Below are 26319 nucleotides of genomic sequence, written 5' to 3' on the forward strand. Positions count from 1 at the left end.
CCCGACATGACAACCTCCAAGCACGACCGCATCTCCGCGTTGCCGGAGCACGTGCGCGAACTCCTCCGCGCCCGGCTCGCGGGCAAGGCCGCCGGCCGACCCGCACGCGCCGACGTGATCCCGCCCGCGCCGCGGGACGAGCCGCTGCCGCTGTCGGCGGGTCAGCAGCGGCTGTGGTTCCTCGCCCAGTTCCAGCCGGACAGCACCGAGTACACCAGCGCGGTGGCGTTGCGGCTCACCGGTTCGCTCGACCGGCATCGATTGACCGGGGCGCTGCGCGGGCTGGTGCGCCGGCACGAGTCGCTGCGCACCACGTTCGACCAGGTCGAGGGCCGGCCGGTGCAGGTGGTGCACGACGACTTCGACTTCGACGTAGCCGATTTCGACGTAGCCCATTTCGACGTGACCGACGTCGACGACCTGCGCGCGGAGCTGGACCGGCCGTTCGACCTGCGGCGCGGGCCGTTGTTCCGCGCCTCGCTGTTCCGGCTGGTCGGGTCCGACGACGTGCACGTGCTGCTGCTGACGGCGCACCACATCGTGGTGGACGGCTGGTCGCTCGGCCTGCTCATGGACGAGCTGGCCGCGCTCTACCGCGGCGAGACCCTGGCCCCGCCGACCCTCCAGTACGCCGACTACGCCGTGTGGCAGCGGGAACGGCCGGTCGACACCGGCTTCTGGGTCGACCGGCTCGCGGGCGTCGTGCCGCTGGAGCTGCCGACGGACCGGCCCCGGCCGGCGGAACGCACGTCCGCGGGCGCCACGCACGAGTTCACGCTGCCCACCCGGCTGGCCGGCGACCTGGCCGAGCTGGCGCGGGTCAACGAGACCACGCTGTTCACCGCGCTGACGGCCGCGTGCAAGCTGCTCCTGGCCCGCTACTCGGGGCAGGACGACATCGCGGTCGGCACGGTCACCAGCGGGCGGAACCGGCCGGAGCTGGCCGGGCTCGTCGGCTTCCTCGTCGGCACCGTGGTGCTGCGGGACACCGTGGACACGTCGCGGTCGTTCACCGAGTTCCTGGCGCAGGTCAACCGCACCGCGCTGGACGCGTTCGCGCACGACGACGTGCCGTTCGACCGCGTGGTGGAGGCGGTGGGCGCGACCCGCGCCCCGAGCCGGACGCCGCTGTTCGACGTGATGGTGGTGCTGCAGAACGCTTCCCGGGCGCTGCCCGAGCTGCCGGGCCTGCGGGTGGAGGACCACCCGCTCACCCGCGCCTGGTCGAACTTCGACCTGAGCATCGACTTCACCCAGGACGACGACGGCATCCACGGTGTCGTCGAGTACAGCACCGAGCTGTTCGACGCGGACACGGTCGACCGGCTGTCGCGGCACCTGCTGGTGCTGCTGGCGGGCATCACCGCCGACCCGCACCGGCCGATGGCCGAGCTGTCGCTGCTGCTGGGCGACGAGCCGGCGGGCACGGGCCGGGACCTCGACGTGCCGGCCACCACGTTCCCCGCGTTGTTCGAGGCGCAGGTCCGCCGCACGCCGCACGCCACGGCCCTGGTGTGCGAGGACACCCGCCTCACCTTCGCCGAGGTCGACGCGCGGGCCAACCGGCTGGCCCACCACCTGCTGGCGGAGGGCGTGGAGCCCGAGCAGGTCGTCGCGCTGTCGCTGCCGCGCGACGCCGAGTGGGTGATCGGCATCCTGGGCATCCTCAAGGCCGGCGCGGTGTACCTGCCCGTCGACCCGGGGCTGCCCGAGGCACGCCGGCGGTACCTGCTGGAGGACTCGCGCGCGGTGCGCGTGATCGACGCGCCGGTCGACACCGCGGGTCTGCCCGAGACCGCCCCGGTGGTGCCGCTGCGGCCCGACCACGCGGCGTACGTGATCTACACCTCCGGCTCGACCGGCAAGCCCAAGGGCGTCGTGGTGGAGCACCGGCAGCTGGTGAACCTGCTGCACAACCACCGCGCGGACTTCGCGGGCGAACACCTGCGGGTCGCCGTGTCCGCCGTGTTCTCCTTCGACACGTCGTGGGAGGGCCCGCTGCTCATGGCCGACGGCCACGAGCTGCACGTGCTCACCGACGACGTGCGGCTGGAGCCGACCGCACTGGTGCGGTACGTGCGGGAGCACCGGATCGACTTCCTCGACCTCACCCCGTCCTACGCCCGGCAGCTCCTCGCGGCGGGCCTGCTCGACGGCGACCGGCGGCCCAAGGTGCTGATGCTCGGCGGCGAGGCCCTGGGCACGGCGCTGTGGCAGGAGTTGGCGCGGGCCGACGTCGCCGCCCACAACTTCTACGGCCCCACCGAGACCACGGTGGACGCGGTGTCGTGCCGGATCACGGGCGACCGCCCGGTCATCGGCCGGCCGCTGGCCAACCTCACCGCGCGGGTCCTGGACGACGACCTGCGGCCGTTGCCGGTCGGGGTGCCCGGCGAGCTGTTCCTCGCGGGGCCCCAGGTGGCCCGCGGCTACCTCCACCGGCCGGGCCTGACCGCGGACCGCTTCCTCGCCGACCCCTGCGGCGAGCCCGGCTCCCGGATGTACCGCACGGGCGACAAGGTGCGGATGCTCGCCGTCGGCGGAGCCGACAACCAGGCAGAGCGGTACGTCCTCGAATACCTGGGTCGCACCGACGAGCAGGTCAAGGTCCGCGGTTTCCGGATCGAGCCCGGCGAGGTCGAGGCCGCGCTGCTGAGCCACCCGGACGTGCGGGAGGCCGCCGTGGTCGCGCGCACCGACAACGGGCACACCCGGCTGGTCGGGTACGTCGTCACGACCGGTCCGGCGGACCTGCGGGAGCACCTGCGGCGGACGCTGCCGGAGTACTCGGTGCCGTCGGCGTTCGTCGAGCTCGACCACCTCCCGCTGACCGCCAACGGGAAGCTGGACAAGGCCGCGCTGCCCGCGCCGCAGGCGGTCGGCGACGGCGAGTTCGTCGCGCCGCGCACACCGGTCGAAGCCGAGCTGGCCCGGATCTGGGCCGAGGTGCTCGGCGCGGACCGGGTCGGCGTGGAGGACAACTTCTTCGCGGTGGGCGGCGATTCGATCCTGTCCATCCAACTGGTGTCCCGCGCCCGGCAGGCCGGGCTGCACCTGACCTCGCGGGACGTGTTCCGGCACCAGACGATCGCCGAGTTGGCGCCGGTGGTGTCGGACGCGGCCGAGGACCTGATCACCCTGCCCGTCCGCTCCGGCCCGGCCCCGCTCACCCCGATCCAGCGGTGGTTCTTCGCCGACCGCGTCTCCGCTACCGGGGAACCGTTGCACTTCACCATGTCGCTGCTGGTCGAGCTCGAACCCGGCGTCGACGAGGCGGTGCTGCGGGACGCCGTGCGCGCGGTGGTCGCGCACCACGACGCGCTGCGGTTGCGGTTCCACCAGGTCGACGGCCGGTGGGTGCAGGAGGTCGCGGACACCGAGGTCGACGTGTTCCGGCTCGCCACGGACGTGGAGACCGCGGCGCGGGAGGCGCAGCGCAGCCTGGACCTGGCCGAAGGGCCGTTGCTGCGCGCCGTGTTCTTCCCCGGCGAACGACCGGAACTACTGCTTACCGCGCACCACCTGGCCGTGGACGGCGTGTCGTGGCGCATCCTGCTCGGAGACCTCGAACAGGCCTACCGGGGTGTGCCGCTGGAGCCGGTCGGCACGTCGTTCACGCAGTGGGCGCACGGGCTGGACGAGCACGTGCGGTCCGGCGCGCTGGACGACGCGCGCGAGCACTGGCGTTCGCTGCCCGCGCCCGAAGCGCTGCCGGTGGACCGGGACGGCCCGAACACGGCGGCTTCGGCGTGTCAGGTGTCGGTGCGGCTGGACCGGGCGACGACGGACGCGGTGCTGACGGCCGTGCCGCCGGTGTACCGGACGCAGGTCAACGACGTGCTGCTGAGCGCGCTGGGGCGGGCGTTGGCCGAGTGGACCGGGCGGGACGCGGTGGGCGTGACGCTGGAGGGCCACGGCCGTGAGGAGTTGGTGCCGGGCACCGACCTGAACCGCACGGTCGGCTGGTTCACCACGCAGTTCCCGGTGGTGCTGGAGGTGGACGACGACTGGGGCCGGACGCTGAAGTCGGTCAAGGAGTCGTTGCGCGCGGTGCCGCACCGGGGGTTGAGCTTCGGCGCCCTCGACGTCGGGCAGCCGGGCGGCGGGCCGCTGCCGCAGGTCTCGTTCAACTACCACGGCCGGTTCGACGTGGCGGACGGCGGCTTCTACCGGGCACGCCGGGAGGTCGGCGAGGACGTGTCGCCCGACGACACGCGCACCCACCTGCTGGACGTGACCGGGCTGGTCGAGCGCGGCGAGTTGGAGCTGACCTGGCAGTTCTCCGAGCACGTTCACGACGAGGCGACCGTGCGGCGGCTGGCCGAGCGGACCCTCGACGGGCTGCGGGAGATCGTGGCGCACTGCGCTCGTCCCGACGCCGGCGGGCGCACGCCGTCGGACTTCCCGCTGGCACGCCTCACGCAGGAACAGGTGGACGCCCTCGCGGGGCCGGACGTGGAGGACGTCTACCCGCTCACGCCGTTGCAGGCGGGCATGGTGTTCCACAGCCTGGTCGAGCCCGGCGCGTACGTGGACCGGGTGCGGCTGATGCTCGACGGTGTCGGTGATCCGGCGGCGTTGCGGCAGGCGTGGCAGCGGGTGGTCGACCGGACGCCCGTGCTGCGGTCCAGCGTGGTGTGGGACGGGGTGGCGGAGCCGGTGCAGGTCGTGCACCGGCACGTGGAGTTGCCCGCCGGGCCGGTGGACGGGCCGATCGACCTGGGCGTCGCGCCGCTGCTGCGGGTCGGCGTCACGCCGCTGGGCGGTGACCGGGTGGAGCTGGTGTGGTCGTCGCACCACGTGATCCTGGACGGCTGGAGCACGGCGCAGGTGTTCGGCGAGGTGCTGGAGCAGTACCGGGCGATCACCACCGGCACGCCGGCCCGGTTGCCCGCGCGGCGGCCGTTCCGGGACTACCTGGAGTGGTTGGCGGCGCAGGACCGCGCCGCCGCCGAGGCGCACTGGCGCGCGGTCCTGTCCGATGTGGACGGACCGACGCCGCTGCCGTACGACCGGACGGCCACCCGGGCGCACCGGTCCGAGGCGTCCGAGTCGGTGCGGTTCTCGGTGGACCCGGGTGAGGCCGTGCAGCGCGCGGGCCTGACCGTGAACACGGTCGTGCAGGGCGCGTGGGCGCTGCTGCTGGCCCGCGCGTCCGGTGAGGACGACGTGGTGTTCGGCAGCACGGTGTCCGGTCGCCCGGCCGAGCTGGCGGGCGTCGAGTCCATGGTCGGCATGCTGATCAACACGGTGCCGACCAGGGCGGTCGTGGACCGCACCGCCGAGGTGGGCACGTGGCTGCGCGGTTTCCAGGCCGCGCAGAGCGAGTCCCGGCGGTTCGAGCACACGTCGCTGTCGGAGATCCAGTCGTTCGCCCGGATCGAGCCGGGCGCCGGTGGCCGGCTGTTCGACAGCGTGGTGGTGTTCGAGAACTACCCGTACGACCCGAACGGCACCGGGCCGCGCGTGGTCGAGGTGGACGCGGTCGACAACACGACTTTGCCGCTGACGCTGAGCGCGTCCCTGACCGACCGGCTGGACATCGACCTGGCGTACGACCCGGAGCTGTTCGACGCCACGACGGCCGAGCGGCTGGCCGGGTGGCTGCGGTCGCTGGTGGAAGCCATCGCGGCCGACCCGTCGACGAGGATCGCGGACCTGCCGTGGCTGTCCGACGCCGAGCGCCACCAGGTCCTGGTGGAGTGGAACCGCACCGGGCGCGACATGCCGTCCGCGCTGTACCCGGAGGTGTTCGCCGAGCAGGCCCGCCGGACGCCGGACGCGACCGCTCTGGTGTTCCAGGGGACATCGCTGACGTTCGCCGAGTTGGACGCGCGCGCGAACCGGCTGGCGCACCACCTGCTGGCGCACGGCGCCTGGCCAACGGGAGCCGGTGCCGAACGCACGGTCGCGGTGCTGCTGCCTCGGTCTGCCGATCTCGTGGTGGCGGTGCTCGCCGTGCTCAAGGCGGGCGCGGTGTACCTGCCGATCGACCCCGGCCTGCCCGCCGAGCGCATCGCGTTCCTCTTGCGCGACGCCAGACCGGCGTTGGTGCTGGACGCCGTCCCCGACCTGACCGGGCTGCCCGACACCGCGCCCCCGGTCGAGCTGCGCCCCGAACACGCCGCCTACCTGATCTACACGTCCGGCTCGACCGGCACCCCCAAGGGCGTGGTGGTGGAGCACCGGCAGCTGGCGAACCTGTTCTACGCCAACCACGAGGGCCTGCGGATGAGCGAGCCGACCCGGTTCGCGGTCACCGCCACCTTCTCGTTCGACACATCGTGGGAAGGGCTGCTGTTCCTGGCCGCCGGCAACGAGCTGCACGTCATCGACGACGACCTGCGGCTCGACCCCGCCGCGCTGATCGGGTACCTGCAGCGGCACGGCATCGGGACCGTCGACCTCACACCGTCCTACGCGCGCCAGCTGGTGCAGGCCGGGCTGCTGGAGTCGGGGCTGCGCCGGATCATGCTCGGCGGCGAGGCGGTGGACGCGGCGCTGTGGCGCTCGATCGCCGAGTCGCCCGTCGAGGGCTTCAACTACTACGGGCCGACCGAGGTGGCGGTGGACTCGGTGGCGACGCCCGTCGTCGGCGACCGGCCGGTGATCGGCCGGCCGCTGCCCAACCTCGCGGTGTACGTGCTGGACGCCGACCTGCGGCCGGTGCCGCCCGGCGTGCCCGGTGAGCTGTTCATCGCGGGCGCCCAGGTGGCGCGCGGCTACCTGGACCGGCCGGGGTTGACCGCGCAGCGGTTCGTGGCCGACCCGTTCGGCGCGGCGCCCGGTTCCCCCGGCGGAGCGCGGATGTACCGCACGGGTGACCGGGTGCGGTGGGTCGACGGCGTGTTGGAGTACCTGGGGCGGGCGGACGACCAGGTCAAGCTCCGGGGCTTCCGGATCGAGCCCGGTGAGGTCGAGGCGGCGCTGCTGGAGGTGCCCGGCGTGCGCCAGTCGGCCGTGGTGGTGCGGGAGAACCGGCTGATCGGGTACGTGACCGGCGCACCGGAGACCGACCCGCGCGACGCGCTGGCCCGGAGGCTGCCCGACTACCTGGTGCCGTCGGCGGTCGTCGTGCTGGACGAACTCCCCCTGTCCCCCAGCGGGAAGCTGGACCGGCGGGCACTGCCCGAGCCCGACCTGACCGGTGACTTCGTCGCACCGCGCACCAACGCGGAACGGGTCGTCGCCGACGTGCTGGCCGACGTGCTGGGCCTGGACCGGGTCGGCGCGACGGACGACTTCTTCCGCCTCGGCGGTGACTCGATCCTCAGCATCCGCGTGACCTCGCGGTTGCGCGCGGCGTTCGGCGTGCAGCTGTCGCCGCGCGCGGTGTTCGAGCACCCCACGGTGTCCGGGCTCGCCGCCGCCATCCTCGATGCGGCGGGTACCGGCGAGGTGGGGGTGGGTGCCATCCCGGTGATCCCGCGCGGTGGCACCCACCCCCCGTCCGTCCGGGCCAGGGTCGACCAGTCGCCCGCCCAGCGGCGGCTGTGGTTCCTGGACCAGTTCGAGCCCGGCAGCACCGAGTACGTCACGCCCACCGCGATGCGCCTGCACGGGCCGCTGGACCTGGTCGCGCTCGGACGCGCCCTCAACGGTCTCGTGGCACGGCACGAGTCGCTGCGCACGACGTTCGACGACGGCGTGCAGATCGTGCACGAGCCGTACGACGTGGTGCTCGCGGTGGAGCACGAGCCGTGGGAGGAGGTGCTGCTGGAAGAGGTGAGCACGCCGTTCGACCTGCGTCGGGGCCCGCTGTTCCGGACCCGCCTGGTGCGGGTGGCGCCGGAGGAGCACGTGCTCGTGCTGACGCTGCACCACATCATCACGGACGGCTGGTCGACCGGTGTCCTGGCACGCGATCTCGGCGCGCTGTACGCGGGTGAGGAGCTGCCGCCGCCGACCGTGCAGTACGTGGACTACACGGCCTGGCTGACGGAGACGCCGGTCGACTACTGGGCCGGACGCCTGGCCGGTGTGCCGCCGCTGGAGCTGCCGACCGACCGGCCGCGTGCGGCGGTGCGGGGCACGGCGGGCGCGATGCACGAGTTCACCGTGCCCGCGCCGGTCGCGAAGGCCGTGAAGGCACTGGCCGCCGAGCACGGCGACACCCTGTTCACCGCACTGCTGACCGCTACGAAGGCGCTGCTGTCCCGGTACACCGGGCAGGACGACATCGCGGTCGGCACGGCGGTGTCCGGGCGTGGGCCGGCCGAGCTGGACGACGTGGTCGGCCTGTTCGTGAACACCGTCGTGCTGCGGTCCACAGTGGACTCACGACGGTCGTTCGCCGAGTTGCTGGCGGATGTCCGGGCTACCGTGCGCGACGGCTTCGCGCACCAGGACGTGCCGTTCGAGCGGGTGGTGGAGGCGGTCCACCCGGACCGCGACCCGAGCCGCAACGCGCTGTTCGACGTGATGGTGCTGATGCAGAACTTCGGCACCGAGGTGCCCGGGTTGGCCGGGCTCCGGGTGGAGGAGGTCCAACCACCGCTGCTGACCTCGACGTGCGACCTGACGTTCGAGTTCGGCGAGGTGGACGGGGCGCTCCTCGGCGCCGTCGAGTACAGCACCGACCTGTTCGACGAGGCGACCGTCGACCGGATGTGCCGCCACCTGGTCGCGCTGCTGGACGGGATCACCGCGCGGCCGGACCTCCCGGTGGTCGAGCTGCCGCTGCTGCTGGGTGACGAGCCGGACGGCCGGGGCGTGCGGCTGGACGTCCCGGACCTGACGTTCCGCGACCTCTTCGAGGAGCAGGCGAAGCGCACGCCCGCCGCCACGGCCCTGGTGTGCGGTGACCACCGGCTCACGTACGCCGAGGTCGACGCGCGGGCCAACCGGCTCGCGCACCACCTGCTGGCGCACGGCGCCTCCCCGGGGAAGTCCGGCGCGGAGCGGGCGGTCGCGGTGTCGCTGCCGCGCTCGGCCGATTCAGTGGTGGCGATCCTGGCCGTGCACAAGGCGGGCGCGGTCTACCTGCCGGTCGACCACGGCCTGCCCCGCGAGCGTGTGGACTTCCTGCTCGCCGACGCGGAACCGGCGCTGGTGCTCGACGCCGTGCCGGACCTCACCGGTTATCCCGCCACCGCTCCGGACGTGCCGCTGCGGCCCGACCAGGCCGCCTACGTGATCTACACGTCCGGTTCGACCGGCGTGCCCAAGGGCGTCGTGGTCGAGCACCGGCAGCTGGCGAACCTCCTGCACGACCACCGCCGGACGTTCTCGGCCCGGCGGCTGCGGGTCGCGCTGAGCGCGGTGTTCTCGTTCGACACGTCGTGGGAGGGTCCGCTGCTCATGGCCGACGGCCACGAGCTGCACGTGCTGACCGACGACGTCCGCCTCGAACCGGCCGCCCTGGTCGGGTACGTGCGCGAGCACCGGATCGACTTCCTCGACCTCACCCCGTCGTACGTGCGGCAGCTCATCCCGGCCGGTCTGCTCGACGGCGGGCACGTGCCGGCGGTGCTCATGCTCGGCGGTGAGGCGCTGCCCGAACCGCTGTGGCGGGAGTTGGCCGGGTCGCGGACCACGGCGCACAACTACTACGGCCCGACCGAGGTCACCGTCGACGCGGTCGCCACCCGCGTCACCGGTGACCGGCCCCTGATCGGCCGTCCGCTGGGCAACCTCGTCGCCCACGTGCTGGACGACGACCTGCGGCCGGTGCCGTCCGGTGTGCCCGGTGAGCTGTTCCTCGGCGGCGCACAGGTCGCGCGCGGCTACCTCAACCGGCCGGGTCTCACCGCGCAGCGGTTCCTGCCCGACCCGTTCGGCGAGCCCGGCTCCCGGATGTACCGCACCGGCGACCGGGTCCGCTGGGTCGGCGACCAGCTCGACTACCTGGGCCGCGACGACGACCAGGTGAAGGTCCGCGGGTTCCGGGTGGAACCCGGCGAGGTGGAGTCGGCGCTGCTGCACCACCCCGCCGTGACCCAGGCGGCCGTGGTGGCACGCGAGCACAACGGCCACCAGCGGCTGGTCGCCTACACCGTCGGCACGGCGCCCGACCTGGCCGGCTGGCTCAAGCAGCGGCTGCCGGACTACCTGGTGCCGTCCGCGTTCGTGCCGCTGGAGGCGCTGCCCCTGACGCCGAGCGGCAAGGTGGACCGGCGGGCACTGCCCGCGCCGACGTTCACCGACGCCGGGTACGTGGCGCCCGAACCGGGTGTCGCGGCCACGCTCGCCGACATCTGGGCCGACGTGCTGGGTGTCGAGCGGGTCGGCGCGCGGGACAACTTCTTCGCGCTCGGCGGCGACTCGATCCTGAGCATGCAGGTCGTGTCGCGGGCCCGCCAGGCGGGGCTGGAGCTGACCTCCAAGGACGTCTTCCTGCGCCAGACGGTCGCGGACCTCGCGCTCGCCGTCACCACGACCAGCGGGCCGAACCACCAGCCCGTCATGCCTGATTCGCCTGGTCATGCGCCCCTCACCCCGATCCAGCGCTGGTTCTTCACGGAACAGGGACCGTTGGCGCACTTCACCATGTCCGTGGTGGTGGAGTTGGGCGACGTCGAGCCCGCCGCGGTGCAGGCCGCCGTGCGGGCCGTCGTCGCCCACCACGACGCGCTGCGGCTGCGGTTCAGCCAGGTGGACGGCGTCTGGCGGCAGGAAGTGGCGGAGGACGAGTCCGACGTGTTCTGCGTCGCGACCACTCCCGACCTCGCCGCCGAGGCCGAACTCGCTCGGGCGAGCCTCGACCTGAGGCGCGGCCCGTTGCTGCGCGCGGTGCTGTTCCCCGGTGGCAGGCTGTTCGTCACCGCGCACCACCTGGTGGTCGACGCGGTGTCGTGGCGGATCGTGCTGGCGGACCTGGACACCGTGCTGGCCGGTGGCGAACTCGGCCCGAAGAGCACGGCGTTCACCGACTGGGCGCGCAGGCTGGACCGGCACGTGCGGGACGGCCGGTTCGACGGCGCCCTGCCGCACTGGGCCGCCGTGCCGGTGGAGGAACCCGTGCCGACGACGGCCGGCACCGCGCGGAGCGTGTCGGTCCGGTTGAGCCGGGCCGAGACGGACGCGCTGCTGCACGCCGTCCCCGACGCCTACCGGACCCGGGTCAACGACGTGCTGCTCACCGCGCTCACGTCGGCGTTCGGCGGGCGGGCGCTGATCGCGCTGGAGGGCCACGGCCGCGAGGAGCTGTTCGAGGGGGTGGACCTGTCCCGGACGGTCGGCTGGTTCACCGCGCAGTTCCCGGTGGAGCTCGGACTGCCCGACGGCGACTGGGGCACCTCGCTCAAGTCGGTGAAGGAGCAGTTGCGGGCCGTCCCCGACATGGGGTTGAGCTACGAAGCCCTCAAGTACGGCGACCGCGGCGTGACCGGCGCGCTGCCGCGGGTCTGCTTCAACTACCTGGGCCAGTGGGGCGGTGGGCTCGCCGAGTCGTCGGACGCCGAGGTCGACCACGGCCGCGAGGTGCCGGACGACCTGACCCGCCCGCACCTGCTGGACATCACCGCCGCCGTGTCCGCGGGCGAACTCGTGGTGGACTGGGAGTACTCCACCGACGTCCACGACGAGGCCGAGGTGCGGGCGTTGGCGGACGGGATGGCGGACGCCCTGCGCGGGATCGTGGCGTTCTGCGCCCGGCCTGACGCCTGGGGCCGCACGCCGTCCGACTTCCCGCTGGCGGCGCTCACCGCCGACCAGGTGGACCGGATCACCGACCGGGACGTGGAGGACGTCTACCCGCTCACGCCGTTGCAGGCGGGCATGTTGTTCCACAGCCTCGTGGACGACGGCACGGCCTACGTCAACCAGCTGCGCGTACGACTGTCCGATGTGGACCCGGAGCGGTTGGCGCGTGCGTGGCAGCGGGTCGTCGACCGCACGCCGATCCTCCGTTCCGACCTGGTGTGGGAGGGCCTGGACGAGCCGGTGCAGGTCGTCCGGCGCGGCGTGACCGTGCCGGTGACCTACGCGGACGTCACGGACGAGCTGGTCGCGGCCGACGCCGCCGCCGGCGTGGACCTGACCGCGGCGCCGTTGATGCGGTTGACGATCGGGCGGGTGTCCGACACCGAGGTCGACCTGCTGTGGACGTCGCACCACGTGCTGCTGGACGGTTGGAGCACGGCGCAGGTGTTCGGCGAGGTGCTGAACGAGTGCGCGGGCGGCCCGGCACCGGTCCGGCGGCCGTTCCGCGACTACCTGGCCTGGCTCGCCGACGTGGACCAGACCGCCGCCGAGTCGCACTGGCGCGGCGTGCTGGCCGGGTTCGAGACGCCCACCCCCCTGCCGTTCGACCGGCCGCCGGCCGAGGCGCACCGGGCCGAGTCGTCCGCCCGGGTCGTGCTCGACCTGCCCGCCGAACGCCTCGACGCGGTCGCCCGCACCCACGGCCTCACGGTGAACACGCTGGTCCAGGGCGCGTGGGCGCTGCTGTTGGCCCGGACCGCCGGCCGGCGGGACGTGGTGTTCGGCAGCACGGTGTCCGGTCGCCCGGCCGAGCTGCCCGGCGTCGAGTCGATGGTCGGCATGTTCATCAACACCGTGCCCACCAGGGTGTCGGTCGAACCCGAGGCCGACGTGGTCGGCTGGTTGCGGCGGTTGCAGGAGTCGCAGATCGAGTCACGGCGGTTCGAGCACGTGTCGCTGGCGCAGCTGCGGGGTTGGGCCGGGATCGAGTCGGACCCGCACTCCCGCCTGTTCGACAGCCTCCTGGCGTTCGAGAACTACCCCGTGGACAAGGACACCCCCGACGGCGGGCCGCGGGTCGGCGAGGCGAGCGGCACGGACACCACCACGTTCCCGCTCACCGTGGCCGCGCACCTGGACGACTCGCTGCACGTGGAGCTGAACTACGACCCACGCCTGTTCGACGCCGCCACCGTCACCGCGCTCGGCGACCGGCTGCGCCGGCTGCTCGACGGGATCGGCGCCGACCCGGGCCGGCGGGTGTTCGAGCTGCCGTGGCTGTCCGACGCCGACCTGGACCGGGTGCTCGCGTCGTGGCACGGCCCCGCGTCCGGTGCCGTGGTGGAGGACACCATCAAGTCGCGGTTCGCCGCGCAGGCCGCGCGCACCCCCGACGCGGTGGCGGTGACGAGTGACGGGACGAGCCTGACCTACCGGGAGCTGGACGAGCGCGCGAACCGGTTGGCGCACCACCTGATCGGGACGGGCATCGGACCGGAGTCGGTGGTGGCGTTGACGTTGCCGCGGTCGCCGGAGCTCGTCGTCGCGATCCTGGGCGTGCTCAAGGCGGGCGCGGCCTACCTGCCGGTGGACGTCTCGTACCCGGCGGACCGCGTCGCCTACATGCTCTCCGACGCACGGCCGGCGCTCGTCCTGGACGCCCTGCCGAACCTGGCCGGGCTGCCCGCCGACGCACCGGACGTGGTGCTGCGACCGCAACACGCGGCGTACGTGATCTACACGTCGGGTTCGACCGGCAAGCCGAAGGGCGTGGTCGTCACGCACGCCGGCCTGGCGACGTTCTCGGCCGCCGAGATCGCGCGCTTCGACGTGTCACCGGGCGACCGGGTGCTCCAGTTCTCCTCCCCCAGCTTCGACGCCTCGGTGCTGGAGCTGTGGATGGCGCTGCCCGCCGGCGCCACGCTGGTCGTGCCACCGCCCGGACCGCTGCTCGGCGAGCAGCTGGCCGGGTTCGTCACCGGGTTCGGCATCACCCACGCGCTGATCCCGCCGGCGGCGCTGGCCACCGTCGCGGATGGCGAGCTGCCGACGCTGCGCACCCTGGTGGTGGGCGGCGACGCGACCTCGGCCGAACTCGTGCGCCGGTGGGCGCCCAGCCGTCGGATGATCAACGCCTACGGCCCGACCGAGTCCACCGTCGTCACGTCGTGGAGCGAGGCGCTGGAACCCGGCGGCACGCCACCGATCGGCCGGCCCATCCCCGGCACCTCGGTGCGGGTGCTGGACGACGCGTTGCAGCCCGTTCCCGTCGGTGTCACCGGGGAGCTGTACGTCTCGGGTGTCGGCTTGGCGCGCGGGTACCTGGACCGGCCGGGGCTGACCGCGCAGCGGTTCGTCGCCGACCCGTTCGGGGCGCCGGGTGCGCGGATGTACCGGACCGGCGACCTGGTCCGCGTCCGCGACGACGGCCAGTTGGCCTTCGTGGGCCGCGCCGACCACCAGGTCAAGCTGCGCGGCTTCCGGATCGAGCTGGGCGAGGTCGAGGCCGTGCTGGCCGCGCACGACGCCGTGGCGCAGGTCGTGGTCGTCCTGCGGGAGAACCGCCTGGTCGCCTACTACGTGCCGGCAGGGCAGGTGGACGCCGCCGGGTTGCGCGAACACGCGGGGCGGCAACTGCCCGAGTACATGGTGCCGACCGCGTACGTGGCGCTGGAACGGTTGCCGCTCAACGCCAGCGGCAAGCTGGACCGGGCCGCGCTGCCCGCGCCGGAACGGGAGGCGTCGACGGCGGGCGGGTTCGTCGCGCCGCGCACCGAGGCCGAACGGCTGGTCGCGGACGTGTGGGCCGACGTGCTGGGTGTGGACGCGGTGGGCGCGGAGGACAACTTCTTCACCCTCGGCGGCGACTCGATCTCCAGCATCCGGGTGGTGTCGCGCCTGCGGTCGTCCTACGACGTGTCGCCGCGCGACCTGTTCGACCACCCGACCGTGATGGCGCTCGCGGCCCGCCTCTCCGGGACCACTCCTCCAGGGTTCGCCTCGAACGTCACGGTGATCCCCCGGGTCGACGGTGACGTGCCGCTGTCGTTCGCGCAGCAGCGGTTGTGGTTCCTGGACCAGTTCTCCCCCGGCGGGACCGAGTACGTGACGCCGCTGGCCGTGCGACTGCGCGGCGCGCTGGACGTGCCCCGGCTGGAACGGGCGCTGACGGGGGTGGTGGCGCGGCACGAGTCGCTGCGGACCACGTTCCCGGCGGTGGACGGGCTGCCGGTGGCGGTGGTGCACCCGCCGGCGGACGTCGTGCTGCCGGTGGTGGACGAGATGCCCGCGGTGGAGCCGTTCGACCTGTCCGAGGGGCCGCTGTTCCGGCCGGTGCTGGTGCGGCTCGGGCCGGACGACCACGTGCTGGCGTTGACCGCGCACCACATCGTCACCGACGGCTGGTCCGGCGGCGTGCTGATGTCCGACCTGACCGCCCTGTACGGCGGTGAGGAGCTGCCCCCGCTGCCCATCCGGTACGGCGATTTCGCTGCCTGGCAACGGGAACAGCCGCTGGACGCGCAGCTGGACCACTGGCGGGCGCAGCTGGCGGACGTGCCCGCGCTGGAGCTGCCGACCGACCGGCCACGGCCGCCGGTGCAGACGACGGCGGGCGCCCAGACGGAGTTCACGGTGCCCGCGGCGGTGGCCGACCGGTTGCGCGAGCTGGCGCGGGCCGTGGACGGCACGTTGTTCATGGCGTTGGTGGCGGCCTGCCAGGTGCTGTTCCACCGGTGGTCCGGGCAGGACGACTTCGCGGTGGGCACGGTGGCGTCGGGGCGGGACCGGCCGGAGACGCAGGGCCTGATCGGGTTCTTCGTCAACACGGTGACGCTGCGGGCGCGGATCGAGCCGTCCGAGACGTTCCCGGAGTTCCTGGTCCGGACGCGGAACACCGTGCTGGACGCGTTCGCGCACCAGGAGGTGCCGTTCGAGCGGGTGGTGGACGCGGTGCAGCCGGACCGCGACACCAGTCGCACGCCGTTGTTCCAGGCCGTGGTGGCGTTGCAGAACGCGCCGCAGGCGACCGGCTTCCCGGGACTGGACGCGTCGGACGTCGCGCAGCCCGTGGTGAGCACCGGGTTCGACGTGACCGTGGAATTCGCCGAGGCGGACGACGGGCGGTTGCACGGGTCGGTCGAGTACAACACCGACCTGTTCGACGCGGGCACGGTCGGGCGGCTGGTCGAGCACCTGGGCGTGCTGCTGGCCGGGATCGCGGCGGACGCCGACCGTCCACTGTGGTCGTTGCCGGTGGTGCCGGACGCGGAGCTGGAGACGGTGGAGGCGTGGGGTTCCACGGGTCCGGCAAGTTCTGCGGGTTCTGCGGGTTCTGCGGGTTCTGCGTTCGACGGTCTCGGGTTCGTGGAGCTGGTCGAGGCGCAGGTGGTGCGGACGCCGGACGCGTTGGCGCTGACGGGCGCGGTCGACGTCACGTACGCCGACCTGAACGCACGGGCGAACCGCCTGGCGCACCACCTGATCGGGCTCGGCGCCGGACCGGAGCGGGTCGTCGCGCTGCGGCTGCCCCGCTCGGTGGACCTCGTGGTGGCCGAGTTGGCGGTGCTGAAGGCCGGCGCCGCGTTCCTGCCGGTCGACCCGGAGTACCCGGCGGAGCGCATCTCGTTCATGCTGGCCGACGCCCGGCCGCTGGTGGTGCTGGACGGTCCGGTCGACGTGTCCGGGCAGCCCGACACGAATCCCGGTGTGGCGGTGCGGCCGGAGCACCCGGCGTACGTGATCTACACGTCCGGGTCGACCGGGCGGCCGAAGGGCGTCGTGGTGACGCACGCCGGTCTGCCCGCGTTCTCGGCGGCGGAGATCGCCCACTTCGACGTGTCGCCGGGTGACCGGGTGCTGGAGTTCTCCTCCCCCAGCTTCGACGCGTCGGTGCTGGAGCTGTGCCTGTCGTTGCCGGCGGGTGCGGCGCTCGTCGTGCCGCCGCCGGGGCCGCTGCTGGGCGACCAGTTGGCCGAGGTGATCGACACCTACGGGGTGACGCACGCGCTGATCCCGCCGGTGGCGCTGGCCACCGTGCCGGACGTGGCGCTGCCGACGTTCCGCACGCTCGTCGTGGGCGGTGACGCGTGTTCGGCGGACCTCGTGCGGCGGTGGGCGCCCGGCCGGCGGATGGTCAACGCGTACGGGCCGACCGAGTCCACTGTGGTCACGTCGTGGAGCGGACCGCTGGAACCCGGTGGCGCGCCGCCGATCGGGCGGCCGATCCCGGGCACCGGGGTGCACGTGCTGGACGGCGAGCTGCGGCCCGTCCCGATCGGGGTGGCCGGTGAGCTGCACGTGTCGGGCGTCGGGCTGGCGCGCGGCTACCTGGACCGGCCGGGGCTGACGGCGTCGCGGTTCGTGGCGAACCCGTTCGGGCCGCCCGGGTCGCGGATGTACCGCACGGGCGACGTGGTGCGGTGGAACGCCTCCGGGGTGCTGGAGTTCGTCGGACGCGCCGACGAGCAGGTGAAGATCCGCGGGTTCCGGATCGAGCTCGGCGAGGTCGAGACGGCCCTGCTGCGGCACCCGGACGTGCGCGAGGCGGTCGTGGTGGCGCGGGCCGACGCCCGTGGCCACAAGCGGCTCGTCGCGTACGTGGTGGGTGAGGTGGCGAAGGTCCGGGACTTCCTGGGCGAGTCGCTGCCGGACTACCTCGTGCCGTCGCTGTTCGTGCCGGTGGACGCGTTGCCGATCAGCTCGAACGGCAAGGTCGACCGGGCACGCCTGCCGGAGCCGGACTTCTCGGCGGTGACCGGCGGCGAGTACGTGCCGCCGTCGGGGCCGGTGGAGGAGGCGCTGGCGGCGGTGTGGGCGAACGTGCTCGGCGTGCCGCGCGTCGGGGTGGAGGACAACTTCTTCTCGCTCGGCGGTGACTCGATCCTGAGCATGCAGGTGGTGGCGCGGTCGCGGCAGGCCGGGTACCGGTTCGCCACGCGGGACCTGTTCACGCACCAGACCATCTCGTCCCTGGCGCCGCACGTGTCGGTGGAGGCCGTGTCGGCGGCCGATCGGGCGCCGGTGGTGGGTGACGTGCCGTTGACGCCGATCCAGCACTGGTTCCTGCACTCGGGGCGGAGCAACCCGCACCACTTCAACCAGTCGCACATGGTGGAGCTGGACCCGGCGGTGGACGTGGCGGCGTTGCGGCGGGCGTTGGGCGTGCTGGTGGCGCACCACGACGCTCTGCGGCTGCGGTTCACGTCGGTCGACGGGGTGTGGCGGCAGCACAACGACGACGTCGGCGAGGTAGACGTGCTGACCGTCGTCGACGGGATGTCGGAGGTGGAAGCCGTCGCGGACGAGGTGCACGCGTCGTTCGACCTGGAGACCGGGCCGTTGTTCAAGGCGGTGCTGTTCCGGGCCGCGCAGCCGGTGTTGTTGCTGGTCGCGCACCACCTGGTGGTGGACGGGGTGTCCTGGCGGGTCCTGCTCGACGACCTGGAGACCGCGTACCGGGGCGATGACCTCGGTGCCAAGACGACCTCGTACCAGGAGTGGGCGCGGCGGTTGGAAGCCCACGTGCTCGGCGGTGGGTTGGACGAGGAGATCGAGCACTGGAGCACGCCGTTCCCGCCGTCTCCGCCGCCTCAGGGCGGGACGGAAGCCGTCACGGTGGAGTTGTCGGAGGAGGACACGGACGTGTTGCTGCGCGGTGCGCCCGCCGCGTACCGGACCCGGATCAACGACGTGCTGCTGACCGCGTTGGCGTGGGCGTTGTCCCGGTGGACCGGGTCGTCGCGGGTCGCGGTGGACCTGGAGGGCCACGGGCGGGAGGACGTGCTGGACGTGGACCTCTCGCGGACCGTCGGCTGGTTCACCACCATGTTCCCGGTGGCGCTTGACCTGCCGGAGGGGACGTGGCGGGACCGGGTGAAGGCGGTGCGGCGGCAGTTGCGCGCCGTGCCGGGCAACGGTTTCGGCTACGGGGCGCTGCGGCAGCACGGCCTGGTGCCCGACGCCGGGCGGCCCGCGGTGTCGTTCAACTACCTGGGCCAGTTCGACGGCGGTTCGGCCGAGTCGACCGGGCTGTACCGGTCGGCGCTGCCGTCCGTCGGCCTGGACCACGACCCGGCGGACGCCGGAGACCACGTGCTCGACGTGGTCGGCGAGGCCGGCCGGACGTTGGGCTTCACCTGGTACTACCACCCGGCCGTGCACTCGGCGGCGGAGATCGAAGCGGTGGTCGCCGACTTCGGCGCGGCGTTGCGGGCCATCGCCGCGGATTGTCGAGGTGCCGCATGACCACGTCGTTGGCGCGCAACCGGAACTACACGCTGCTGTGGGGCGGTCAGGCGCTGGCCGAGGTGGGCTTCAGCGCCTCGATGCTGGCGCTGCCGCTGCTGGTGCTGGTGCTGACCGGGTCGCCGGTGCTGTCCGGGCTGGTGCTGACGGTGGACGCCACGGCGCAACTGCTGGTGGGGCTGCCCGCCGGGGCGTTGGTGGACCGGTGGGACCGCCGTCGGATCATGCTGTGCTGCGAGGCGGTCCAGGTGGTGGCGCTGGGCGGGCTGGTGGTGGCGTTGTGGGTGGACGCCGTCACGATCGCGCACATCATGGCGGTGGCCGCGGTGCTGGGCGTGTGCCGGGCGTTGTTCGAGCCGGCGGAGGACGCGTGCCTGCCCCGGCTCGTGCCGGAGTCCCAGCTGGCGACGGCGGTGGCGATGAACAGCGCCCGGTCGTCGTTGGGGCAGATGGCGGGGACGGCGCTGGGCGGTGTGCTGTTCGCCGTGACGCGGTGGCTGCCGTTCCTGGTGGACATGGTCACGCACGTGGTGGCGTTCGTGGCCCTGCTGTTCCTGCGGGTGCCGCCGTCCGCGCCGGTCGAGTCCCACCCGCACTTGCTGCGGTCCATCGGTCAGGGGCTGCGGTGGGTGTGGAGCCGGCGCGAGATCCGGGTGACGGCGCTGTGCGCGGTGGTGCTGAACCTGTTCTTCACCGCGTTCTACCTGGTCGTCATCGTGCTGGTGAAGGACCAGGGCGAGTCGGCCGGCGCGATCGGCGTGATGGCGGCGATGCTCGGGGTGGGCGGTGTGCTGGGTGCCCTGGCCGCCCCGTTCCTGCACCGGGTGCTCGGGCCGCACCGGTCCATCGCGTCGGTGTTCTGGGTGCTGACGCTGCTGGTGCCGTGCGCGTTGCTGGTCGAGTCGGCGTACCTGATCGGGGTGCTGTTCGCGCTGATGGCGTTCCTCGCGCCGACCGCCAACACCACCATCAGCACCCACCAGCTGTTGTTGACGCCTGACGAGCTGAGGGGACGGCTGAGCGGGGTGATGGGGGTCGTCGTCGGGACGGCGGGCGCCATCGGCCCCCTGGTGGGCGGCGCACTGACCGAAACGCTGTCCGCCCGGACCGCCGTGGTGGTGTGTGCGGTGGGGATTGCGCTGGTCACGGTTTTCGTCACGTTGAGCCCGACGCTGCGGGCGTACGGGAAGATTCAGGAGGAGAAGGCATGAGGGACGACATCGCTTACCAGGTGCTCGTGAACGACGAGGGCCAGTACTCCCTGTGGCCCGCACACCACGACGTGCCCGCCGGGTGGAGGTTCGAGGGCACCAAGGGCACCAAGGACGAGTGCTCCGCGCACGTGGACGAGGTGTGGACGGACATGCGCCCAGCGTCCTTGCGCGCCGCCATGGACTGAGCCCAACGCCGTGTGGCCCACGGGCGTCCAGCCCGTGGGCCACACCGCACCCACTGCACCATCCGCACCGCACCAGCACTGTCCACGACTACGACGATCGAGCGCCCGACCGTCCGAAGCAGCGACCTGTACCCTCACGGCCACGCGGTTCGATGGCCGATCACCCACAATCAAACCGATGCAATAACAGCACAGCGCCACCTAAAGCCTTTGGTCAAGAAGTGTCTTCCCCGCGCGAGCGGGGGTGGTCCGGGCGTCCCGTCCGTGCTGCTCGTCGAGCGGGGTGTCTTCCCCGCGCGAGCGGGGGTGGTCCGCTGCTCGCAGTGCGAACCGTGGAGGCCGTACCGTCTTCCCCGCGCGAGCGGGGGTGGTCCCAGCCAGGCCGCACCCGCCGTCAGCGGCACGAGGTCTTCCCCGCGCGAGCGGGGGTGGTCCGTACTGCACGAGCGACCAGAAGCGCGGCCCGGGGTCTTCCCCGCGCGAGCGGGGGTGGTCCGTCAACGACCCGGGCGACGCCGGCAAGGCGTTCGTCTTCCCCGCGCGAGCGGGGGTGGTCCGGCGTCGTCGATGTGGTCGGGCGTCATTTTGAGGCCTTCCCCGCGCGAGCGGGGGTGGTCCCCGGCCGCTCGCCAGGTGCACGTGCGTGGCCAGGTCTTCCCCGCGCGAGCGGGGGTGGTCCGTCGACGGTGGCCTGCACACCGTTCTCGTTGAGGTCTTCCCCGCGCGCGCGGGGGTGGTCCCTGTCAACGGCGCTCGAATGTGGACCCAGCAGCGTCGTTTGAAAACGGACCCACCCCCGCTCCTTCGAACTTCAGCCGGTGGTCCTGGCCGCGGGGACGCGGCCGAGGTCGCGGTCCTTGAGGCGGTAGCTGTCCCCCTTCATCGAGATGACCTCGGCGTGGTGGACCAGCCGGTCGATCATGGCCGCGGCCACGACATCGTCACCGAAGACCTCGCCCCCACCGGCCGAAGGGCTTGTTGCTGGTGACGATCAGGCTCGCCCGTTCGTAGCGGGACGAGACCAGCTGGAAGAACAGGTCGGCGGCCTCGGCCTCGAACGGGATGTAGCCGACCTCGTCCACGACGAGCAGCGGGACACGACCGAGCTTGACCAGTTCCTCCTGGAGCCGACCGGCGTGATGCGTTGTGTCCTGGTCTTCCCCGCGCGAGCGGGGGTGGTCCCACGACTGGGCGGGCCTGCCGCACCGCGGTCGCAGTCTTCCCCCGCAAGCAGGCTGGTCCGTCGAAATGCGACTTCCAGCCCCCGGTCCAGTTCGTATTTCCCGCGCGAGCGGGATGGTCCCGAGGCGCGGACCAATCCGGCTCTGGTGGCTGCGTCTCCTCGCGCGGGAGAGTCGGTCGGGTCGGGGAAGGCAGCGCCGGCCTGCCAGCTTTGGATCAGGGGTCGACGCCTGTCTCTGCAGCGTGTCATTCGTCAGCGGCGCCTGAGGACTGTGTTGTCCGGGAGCATCCGGCAGTGGCGAGGTAGACCGCCAGTGCGGTGAGCGATGGGCCGTCGGTGATCTGCCCAGTGGCGATCAGGGCTGGCACGTGGGTCACTGGTATCCATTCGACTCGGCTGGCTTCGGCGGCTTCAGGTACGCCAACCAGCGACGGAGTTTCAGCCAGGTACACGTGGTATCGCTGGGTGCTGATGCCAGTCATGGGGCTGTAGGTGACCAGGGGTGTGATCTTCTGGGGCTCGTACCCAGTTTCCTCGCGGACCTCGCGGATGATGGCTTCGACCGGATCTTCGCCTTCTTCCGACCACCCTGCGGGGATCTCCCAGCCCCAGGTGTCGGTGGTGAAACGGTGCCGCCACAGCAACAGAATGCGGTCACCGTCGACCACGACGGCTCCGGTCGATGCGCGAGGGAAGCGGAGGACGTGGTGCTCGAAGCGCGGGCCGCCGGGGATCTCCACGTCGTCGAGGTCGACGTTGACCCACTCGGAGGCGTACACCCTCCGGCTTCCCCGGACCGTCCACTGTGCCGAATCGTCAGCCACGTGCCACCTCCCTGAGCCTGGCGTCAAGGCTCCGCGTGCCCGCCAGTCCGACCGAGCGAACCATCTGGACGCGGAGAGCTTGTGCCCGGGTCAGGATTGGTTCGATCATCGCTTCGTCCGCCCAGTCCAGTGCGGTGATGGCCATTCGGGCCGCCTCGACCGGCTCATCGTCGTAGAGAAGACACTCGGCCAAATCAAGAGCTAGAAGTGCTCGTCCCTTCACATCGTGTCCGGCACGCCGTTCGAGTGCGGCTCGCAACAACGACGTGGCGGGTCCGGTCTGACGTAGGAGGAGATAGGTGGTGCCCGCGATGCCGTCCAGGCGGACCGCATCGAAGAAGTCGGTTCCCTCCTGTGGATCACTGATCTCGCCGACGTAGCGATAGGCAGCGTCCAGCGCCTTCAGGCTGGCTTGGGTGCCGCCCAACGCCGCTGCGGCACGCGCCAACAGAGCATTCACCCAAGCGCGACGTCGCGGACTGGACGAGTTGCTTTCGTGGTCGGCGCGAACCAGCAGATCGACTGCGGAACGGTAGTCCCCGGTGAAGAACGGGCCAAGTGAGCGGACGGCGAAGACCCAGGCGGCAAGGTCCGGGGACTCCGCTTCGAGGGCGGCCAACTCGGCCACGTCGAAGTAGCCACCAGCCTGATCGTGACGGTTGAGGTCGAAGCACAAGTTCCCGGCGATGCCCGTCAATACACCCAACAGAGACACCGCACGGCGACGCAACCGCAGCGGCTGTGGACTCGACAACACCTCGTTGATCCGGGTGATCTGGCCGGACACAGCCGGCCACAGCCGGTCGGGCGAAATCGCCGGGTATCGCTGCGCGTAGGCGTAGGCCGCCTTTTCCATGTTATCCAACGCGGCACCGTCGATACCAGACCGTGTCAGATTGTCGGCAATTACCCATGGCTCGACATCCAGAGCGGTTGCAGGCAGATCGATCGACTTTGCCGCCTTATTACCCTTGCGACTCCTCCGCTGTTCCGCCTTACCTTGCTCGCGGAGGGCGATGAGGTGTCCATCCGCGCCGAGGGCTTCGTCGATGGCTTTGACGACTTCGAGTGAGGGCAGGTTGTGGCCGGGGCGTTCGGCCAGTGACACGTACTGGCGGGTGTAGCCGATTCGTTGGGCGAGTTGTGGCTGGCTGAGTCCTGCGGCGTTGCGGCGGCGCTTGATCTCGTCGGCGAGCAGCGCCGCTGCGGGACGCGCCTGGTCGTGCGTCCGGTCTTCGGTCACGGTCCGCTCCGCTGTGGCAGGGGGCAAATAGAGGGCAAATGCTCTGCGTAACCGGTTTGCCCCGTTCCGCAATCGTAGCTGGTACGGGTCGAATGGCCCCAGGCTGAATCGGGTGATCAGGGGAGGCAGGCGCACTGATGCGACCGCAGGGGCAGGGCGAGGGCGAGGGGGTGTCAGGGTGCGGCTTCTCGACGAGGCAGAGCGGGTCCGGCTGAGGCCGGAGTTGGTGGAGGTGGTCGAGTACCGCAAGTCGGGGTTGAGCCTGAACTGGATCGTGGGGTGTCCGCTGGACTGCGGGTACTGCGTGCGGCACCTGTTCGGGAATTTCGGGATGAAGGTGCCGCGCGCGTTGATGGGAGAGGACGAGGCGGTGGCGTTGTTGACCGGTCACCGGTTCTTCCGACCCCACGTCACGCCGATCCAGTTGCTCAACAGGGCGACGGACCCGATGTTGCCCTCGGTGAAGCCGCACCTGTTCCGGTTGTTGCGATTGCTGGACGGGCGGGGCTTGACCAATCACGTGCTGGTGATCACCCGGTGGCGGGTGGAGCCGGAGGACTGCGCCGCGCTGAACGCGTTGCGCCATCTGAAAGTGACCGTGCTCGTCACTCATTCGGGTATCGACGACGTCCGGATCGAACCGGTCGACTCCGGTATCGCCGCGGCGTCGTTGCGCACGGCGTTCGAACACGCCGACCGGTATCGGGTGGTGTTGTACTGGCGTCCGATCGTGCCGGGTCTCAACGACACCGACGACCACTTGTCACAGGCTCTGGAACTCGGCCGGCTCGCGCACGCGACGGTGTTCACCGGCCTGTTCTACCGCGACGAGATCCGCGACTACTACCGGACGCAGGGCCTGCCCGAGCCGTACGAGGCAGGGGCGCGGCGCAAGGTGTTCCCGGAGCGGTTGGAGCAGCGAATCCTGACCGCCGCCGCGCGCCACTCCGGTGCGGTGTTGTTCCGCAAGACTTCCTGCGCGGTCGCGTACGCGCACGGCGTGGCGGACTACAACGGCCACTACGGCATCCGCGAGCTGTGCGACATCTGCCCTGTCGCGCAGTTGGGCCGGTGCGCGACCGAGTGGAACCCGCCGGACCCGAACACGTCCGCCGCGCTGGCACGGGAACTGGGCGGCAGGCTGGTCGCGATCACCGACCGGGCCGTGGTCGTGGACGGACTGGACGAGCAGGCCCGCTACCTCATGCAGCACAGCTTCGGCTTCCAGGTCCACGACGTGGCCAAGCCGCACCACCCGCACCGTCACGGCCGCGCCGACCTCGGCTGGCCCACCACCGTGGAGGCACCATGACCGCCCCGCCACCCGTTGCGCAGTTGCCCGCTGTGCTGCACGAGCATCCGCTGGTGGTGGTCGACATCGAAGGCAACGGCGGCCGGCCGCCCCAGATAGTGGAGATCGCCGTGCTTCCCGTCGACGGCCCGGTCACCGCACGCGACCTGCGCTCCTGGCTGGTGCGCCCCGCCGTCCCGATCACCGCGTTCGCCCGCCGGATCCACGGCATCGGCAATGAGCAGGTCGAACGCAAGCCACGGTGGCACGGCGTGTCCCACGAGGTCCAGCCGGCGTTGACCGGCCGGACTCTGGTCGCGCACAACGCGAGCACCGAATACCGGGTGCTGCGCGCGCACCTGCCCGGTTGGGAGCCGCCGATGGTGCTGGACACCCTCAAACTCGCCAAACACCTCTGGCCTGGCCTGCCCGGCTACAGCCTCGACAGACTCGTCGCCCACATCGGACTGGACACGACCGGCATCGGCGAACAGCGACCCCACCGCGCCGGCTACGACACCTGGTGCACCTGGCATCTCTTCCACACCCTGGTCGACCAGTCCGGACTGGATTGGGACGACCTGGTCCACACGGCCGCACTCGCCGACTTCCTGCCCGACCGGAAACCAGAGGACGGGCTGTGGTGACCGCAGAGGTCGAGAAGCCGGTCGTGGTGGCGGTGCTGGGCACCCACTCGACCGGCAAGAGCGTCTTCCTGGCCCGGTTGGCCCACGAGCTGCGTCGTGAACAGATCCAGGTGGCCACCGTCGCCGATCTGGGCGAGCAGGCGCAACGCGTCGGGTTGCCGATCCTGCGCAACCACACGTGGGCCTCCACCCTGTGGATCATCACCAGGGGCATCAGCGACGAGCTCGAATCGTGGCTGCACGGCGATGTCGTGCTGGTCGACCGTGCGGTCCCCGACGCGCTGGGCTACTACCGCGCCGCCCTCGCCCACCGGGGCGAACAACCCGACCCCGACGTGCAGACGCGACTGGAAACCCTCGTCCGCGACCACAGCACCAGCTACGACCTGGTCTACCGCACCGTCCTCGACCCCGGAATCCCCTTGGGCGACAACAAACCCCGCGACCCTGACCAGGTCTTCAGGGAACTGGCCGACCACCACGTCGGCGCCGTCCTGCGCGATCTCGGTCTGCCGCACCGACTGCTGCCCGCCGACGGCCAGGACCACGCACTGCACGACGCCCTCGACTTCGTCCTGGGCCGGCTCTCCGGAACGCAGGACTCCGACGAGGACCGCCCGAAACCGACCGTGCCCTTGCTCTCCGAGTTCGGATTACCCGCGCCGCCGCCTTCACGGTGACTGACAGAAATGTCCATTCGACCACCGACCGGTCCGCACACCGGCCGGACATGGTGCGGCGGGTGACACGGAGCGCGGACCTCCCCACGCGCCCGCACCCGCCGCACCCACCCACCCACCCACCCGCGCACACGAGGAACCATGCACACCTACGAGAAAGACCC

At 71.9% G+C, this 26319-nt stretch carries 8 protein-coding genes, 1 pseudogene and 1 CRISPR repeat array; of the genes and pseudogenes, 6 read left to right on the forward strand and 3 right to left on the reverse strand.

The annotated features are described in order from the left end of the window. Nucleotides 1-6 precede the first annotated feature (6 nt). The 3 genes from OQ02_RS32250 to OQ02_RS32260 are packed head-to-tail and all read left to right on the forward strand — an operon-like array spanning nucleotide 7 to nucleotide 20287. Nucleotides 7-18888, forward strand: coding sequence for a non-ribosomal peptide synthase/polyketide synthase (locus OQ02_RS32250; RefSeq protein WP_033442424.1), 18882 nt, complete (start codon nucleotides 7-9; stop codon nucleotides 18886-18888). After that, nucleotides 18885-20099: an MFS transporter gene (locus OQ02_RS32255; RefSeq protein ID WP_033442425.1), complete on the forward strand. Its 1215-nt coding sequence runs from the start codon at nucleotides 18885-18887 to the stop codon at nucleotides 20097-20099. The genes OQ02_RS32250 and OQ02_RS32255 overlap by 4 nt, the downstream gene beginning before the upstream one ends. After that, nucleotides 20096-20287, forward strand: coding sequence for an MbtH family protein (locus OQ02_RS32260; RefSeq protein ID WP_033442426.1), 192 nt, complete (start codon nucleotides 20096-20098; stop codon nucleotides 20285-20287). Before OQ02_RS32255 ends, OQ02_RS32260 begins: the two co-directional genes overlap by 4 nt. Before the next feature lie 225 nt (nucleotides 20288-20512). Then, a CRISPR array of direct repeats spans nucleotides 20513-21027; the repeat unit is 26 nt; unit sequence CTTCCCCGCGCGAGCGGGGGTGGTCC. A gap of 71 nt (nucleotides 21028-21098) precedes the next feature. On the opposite strand, the pseudogene OQ02_RS42015 reads toward OQ02_RS32260, so the two are convergent. The 3 genes and pseudogenes from OQ02_RS42015 to OQ02_RS32275 all read right to left on the reverse strand — a co-directional run. Beyond that, nucleotides 21099-21429 (reverse strand): annotated as a pseudogene (locus OQ02_RS42015) (ATP-binding protein); the annotation flags it as partial. Nucleotides 21430-21715: 286 nt separating this feature from the next. After that, nucleotides 21716-22294: an NUDIX hydrolase gene (locus tag OQ02_RS32270; RefSeq protein WP_033442427.1), complete on the reverse strand. Its 579-nt coding sequence runs from the start codon at nucleotides 22292-22294 to the stop codon at nucleotides 21716-21718. Beyond that, a complete protein-coding gene (locus tag OQ02_RS32275) occupies nucleotides 22287-23537 on the reverse strand; it encodes a helix-turn-helix transcriptional regulator (RefSeq protein WP_033442428.1) in 1251 nt (416 codons plus the stop codon). Before OQ02_RS32275 ends, OQ02_RS32270 begins: the two co-directional genes overlap by 8 nt. Before the next feature lie 178 nt (nucleotides 23538-23715). Between OQ02_RS32275 and OQ02_RS32280 the strand changes: the two genes are divergently transcribed. The 3 genes from OQ02_RS32280 to OQ02_RS32290 are packed head-to-tail and all read left to right on the forward strand — an operon-like array spanning nucleotide 23716 to nucleotide 26155. Beyond that, nucleotides 23716-24849, forward strand: a complete 1134-nt coding sequence (locus OQ02_RS32280; RefSeq protein ID WP_033442429.1) for a hypothetical protein — start codon at nucleotides 23716-23718, stop codon at nucleotides 24847-24849. Next, entirely contained in the window at nucleotides 24846-25475 is a 630-nt protein-coding gene (locus OQ02_RS32285; RefSeq protein ID WP_063747194.1) for a 3'-5' exonuclease, read from the forward strand. The genes OQ02_RS32280 and OQ02_RS32285 overlap by 4 nt, the downstream gene beginning before the upstream one ends. Continuing rightward, complete coding sequence (locus tag OQ02_RS32290; protein ID WP_197043596.1) at nucleotides 25472-26155, forward strand: AAA family ATPase; 684 nt, start codon at nucleotides 25472-25474, stop codon at nucleotides 26153-26155. Before OQ02_RS32285 ends, OQ02_RS32290 begins: the two co-directional genes overlap by 4 nt. Nucleotides 26156-26319 lie beyond the last annotated feature (164 nt).

Source organism: Saccharothrix sp. NRRL B-16314 (genome assembly GCF_000716595.1).
Lineage (GTDB): Bacteria > Actinomycetota > Actinomycetes > Mycobacteriales > Pseudonocardiaceae > Actinosynnema.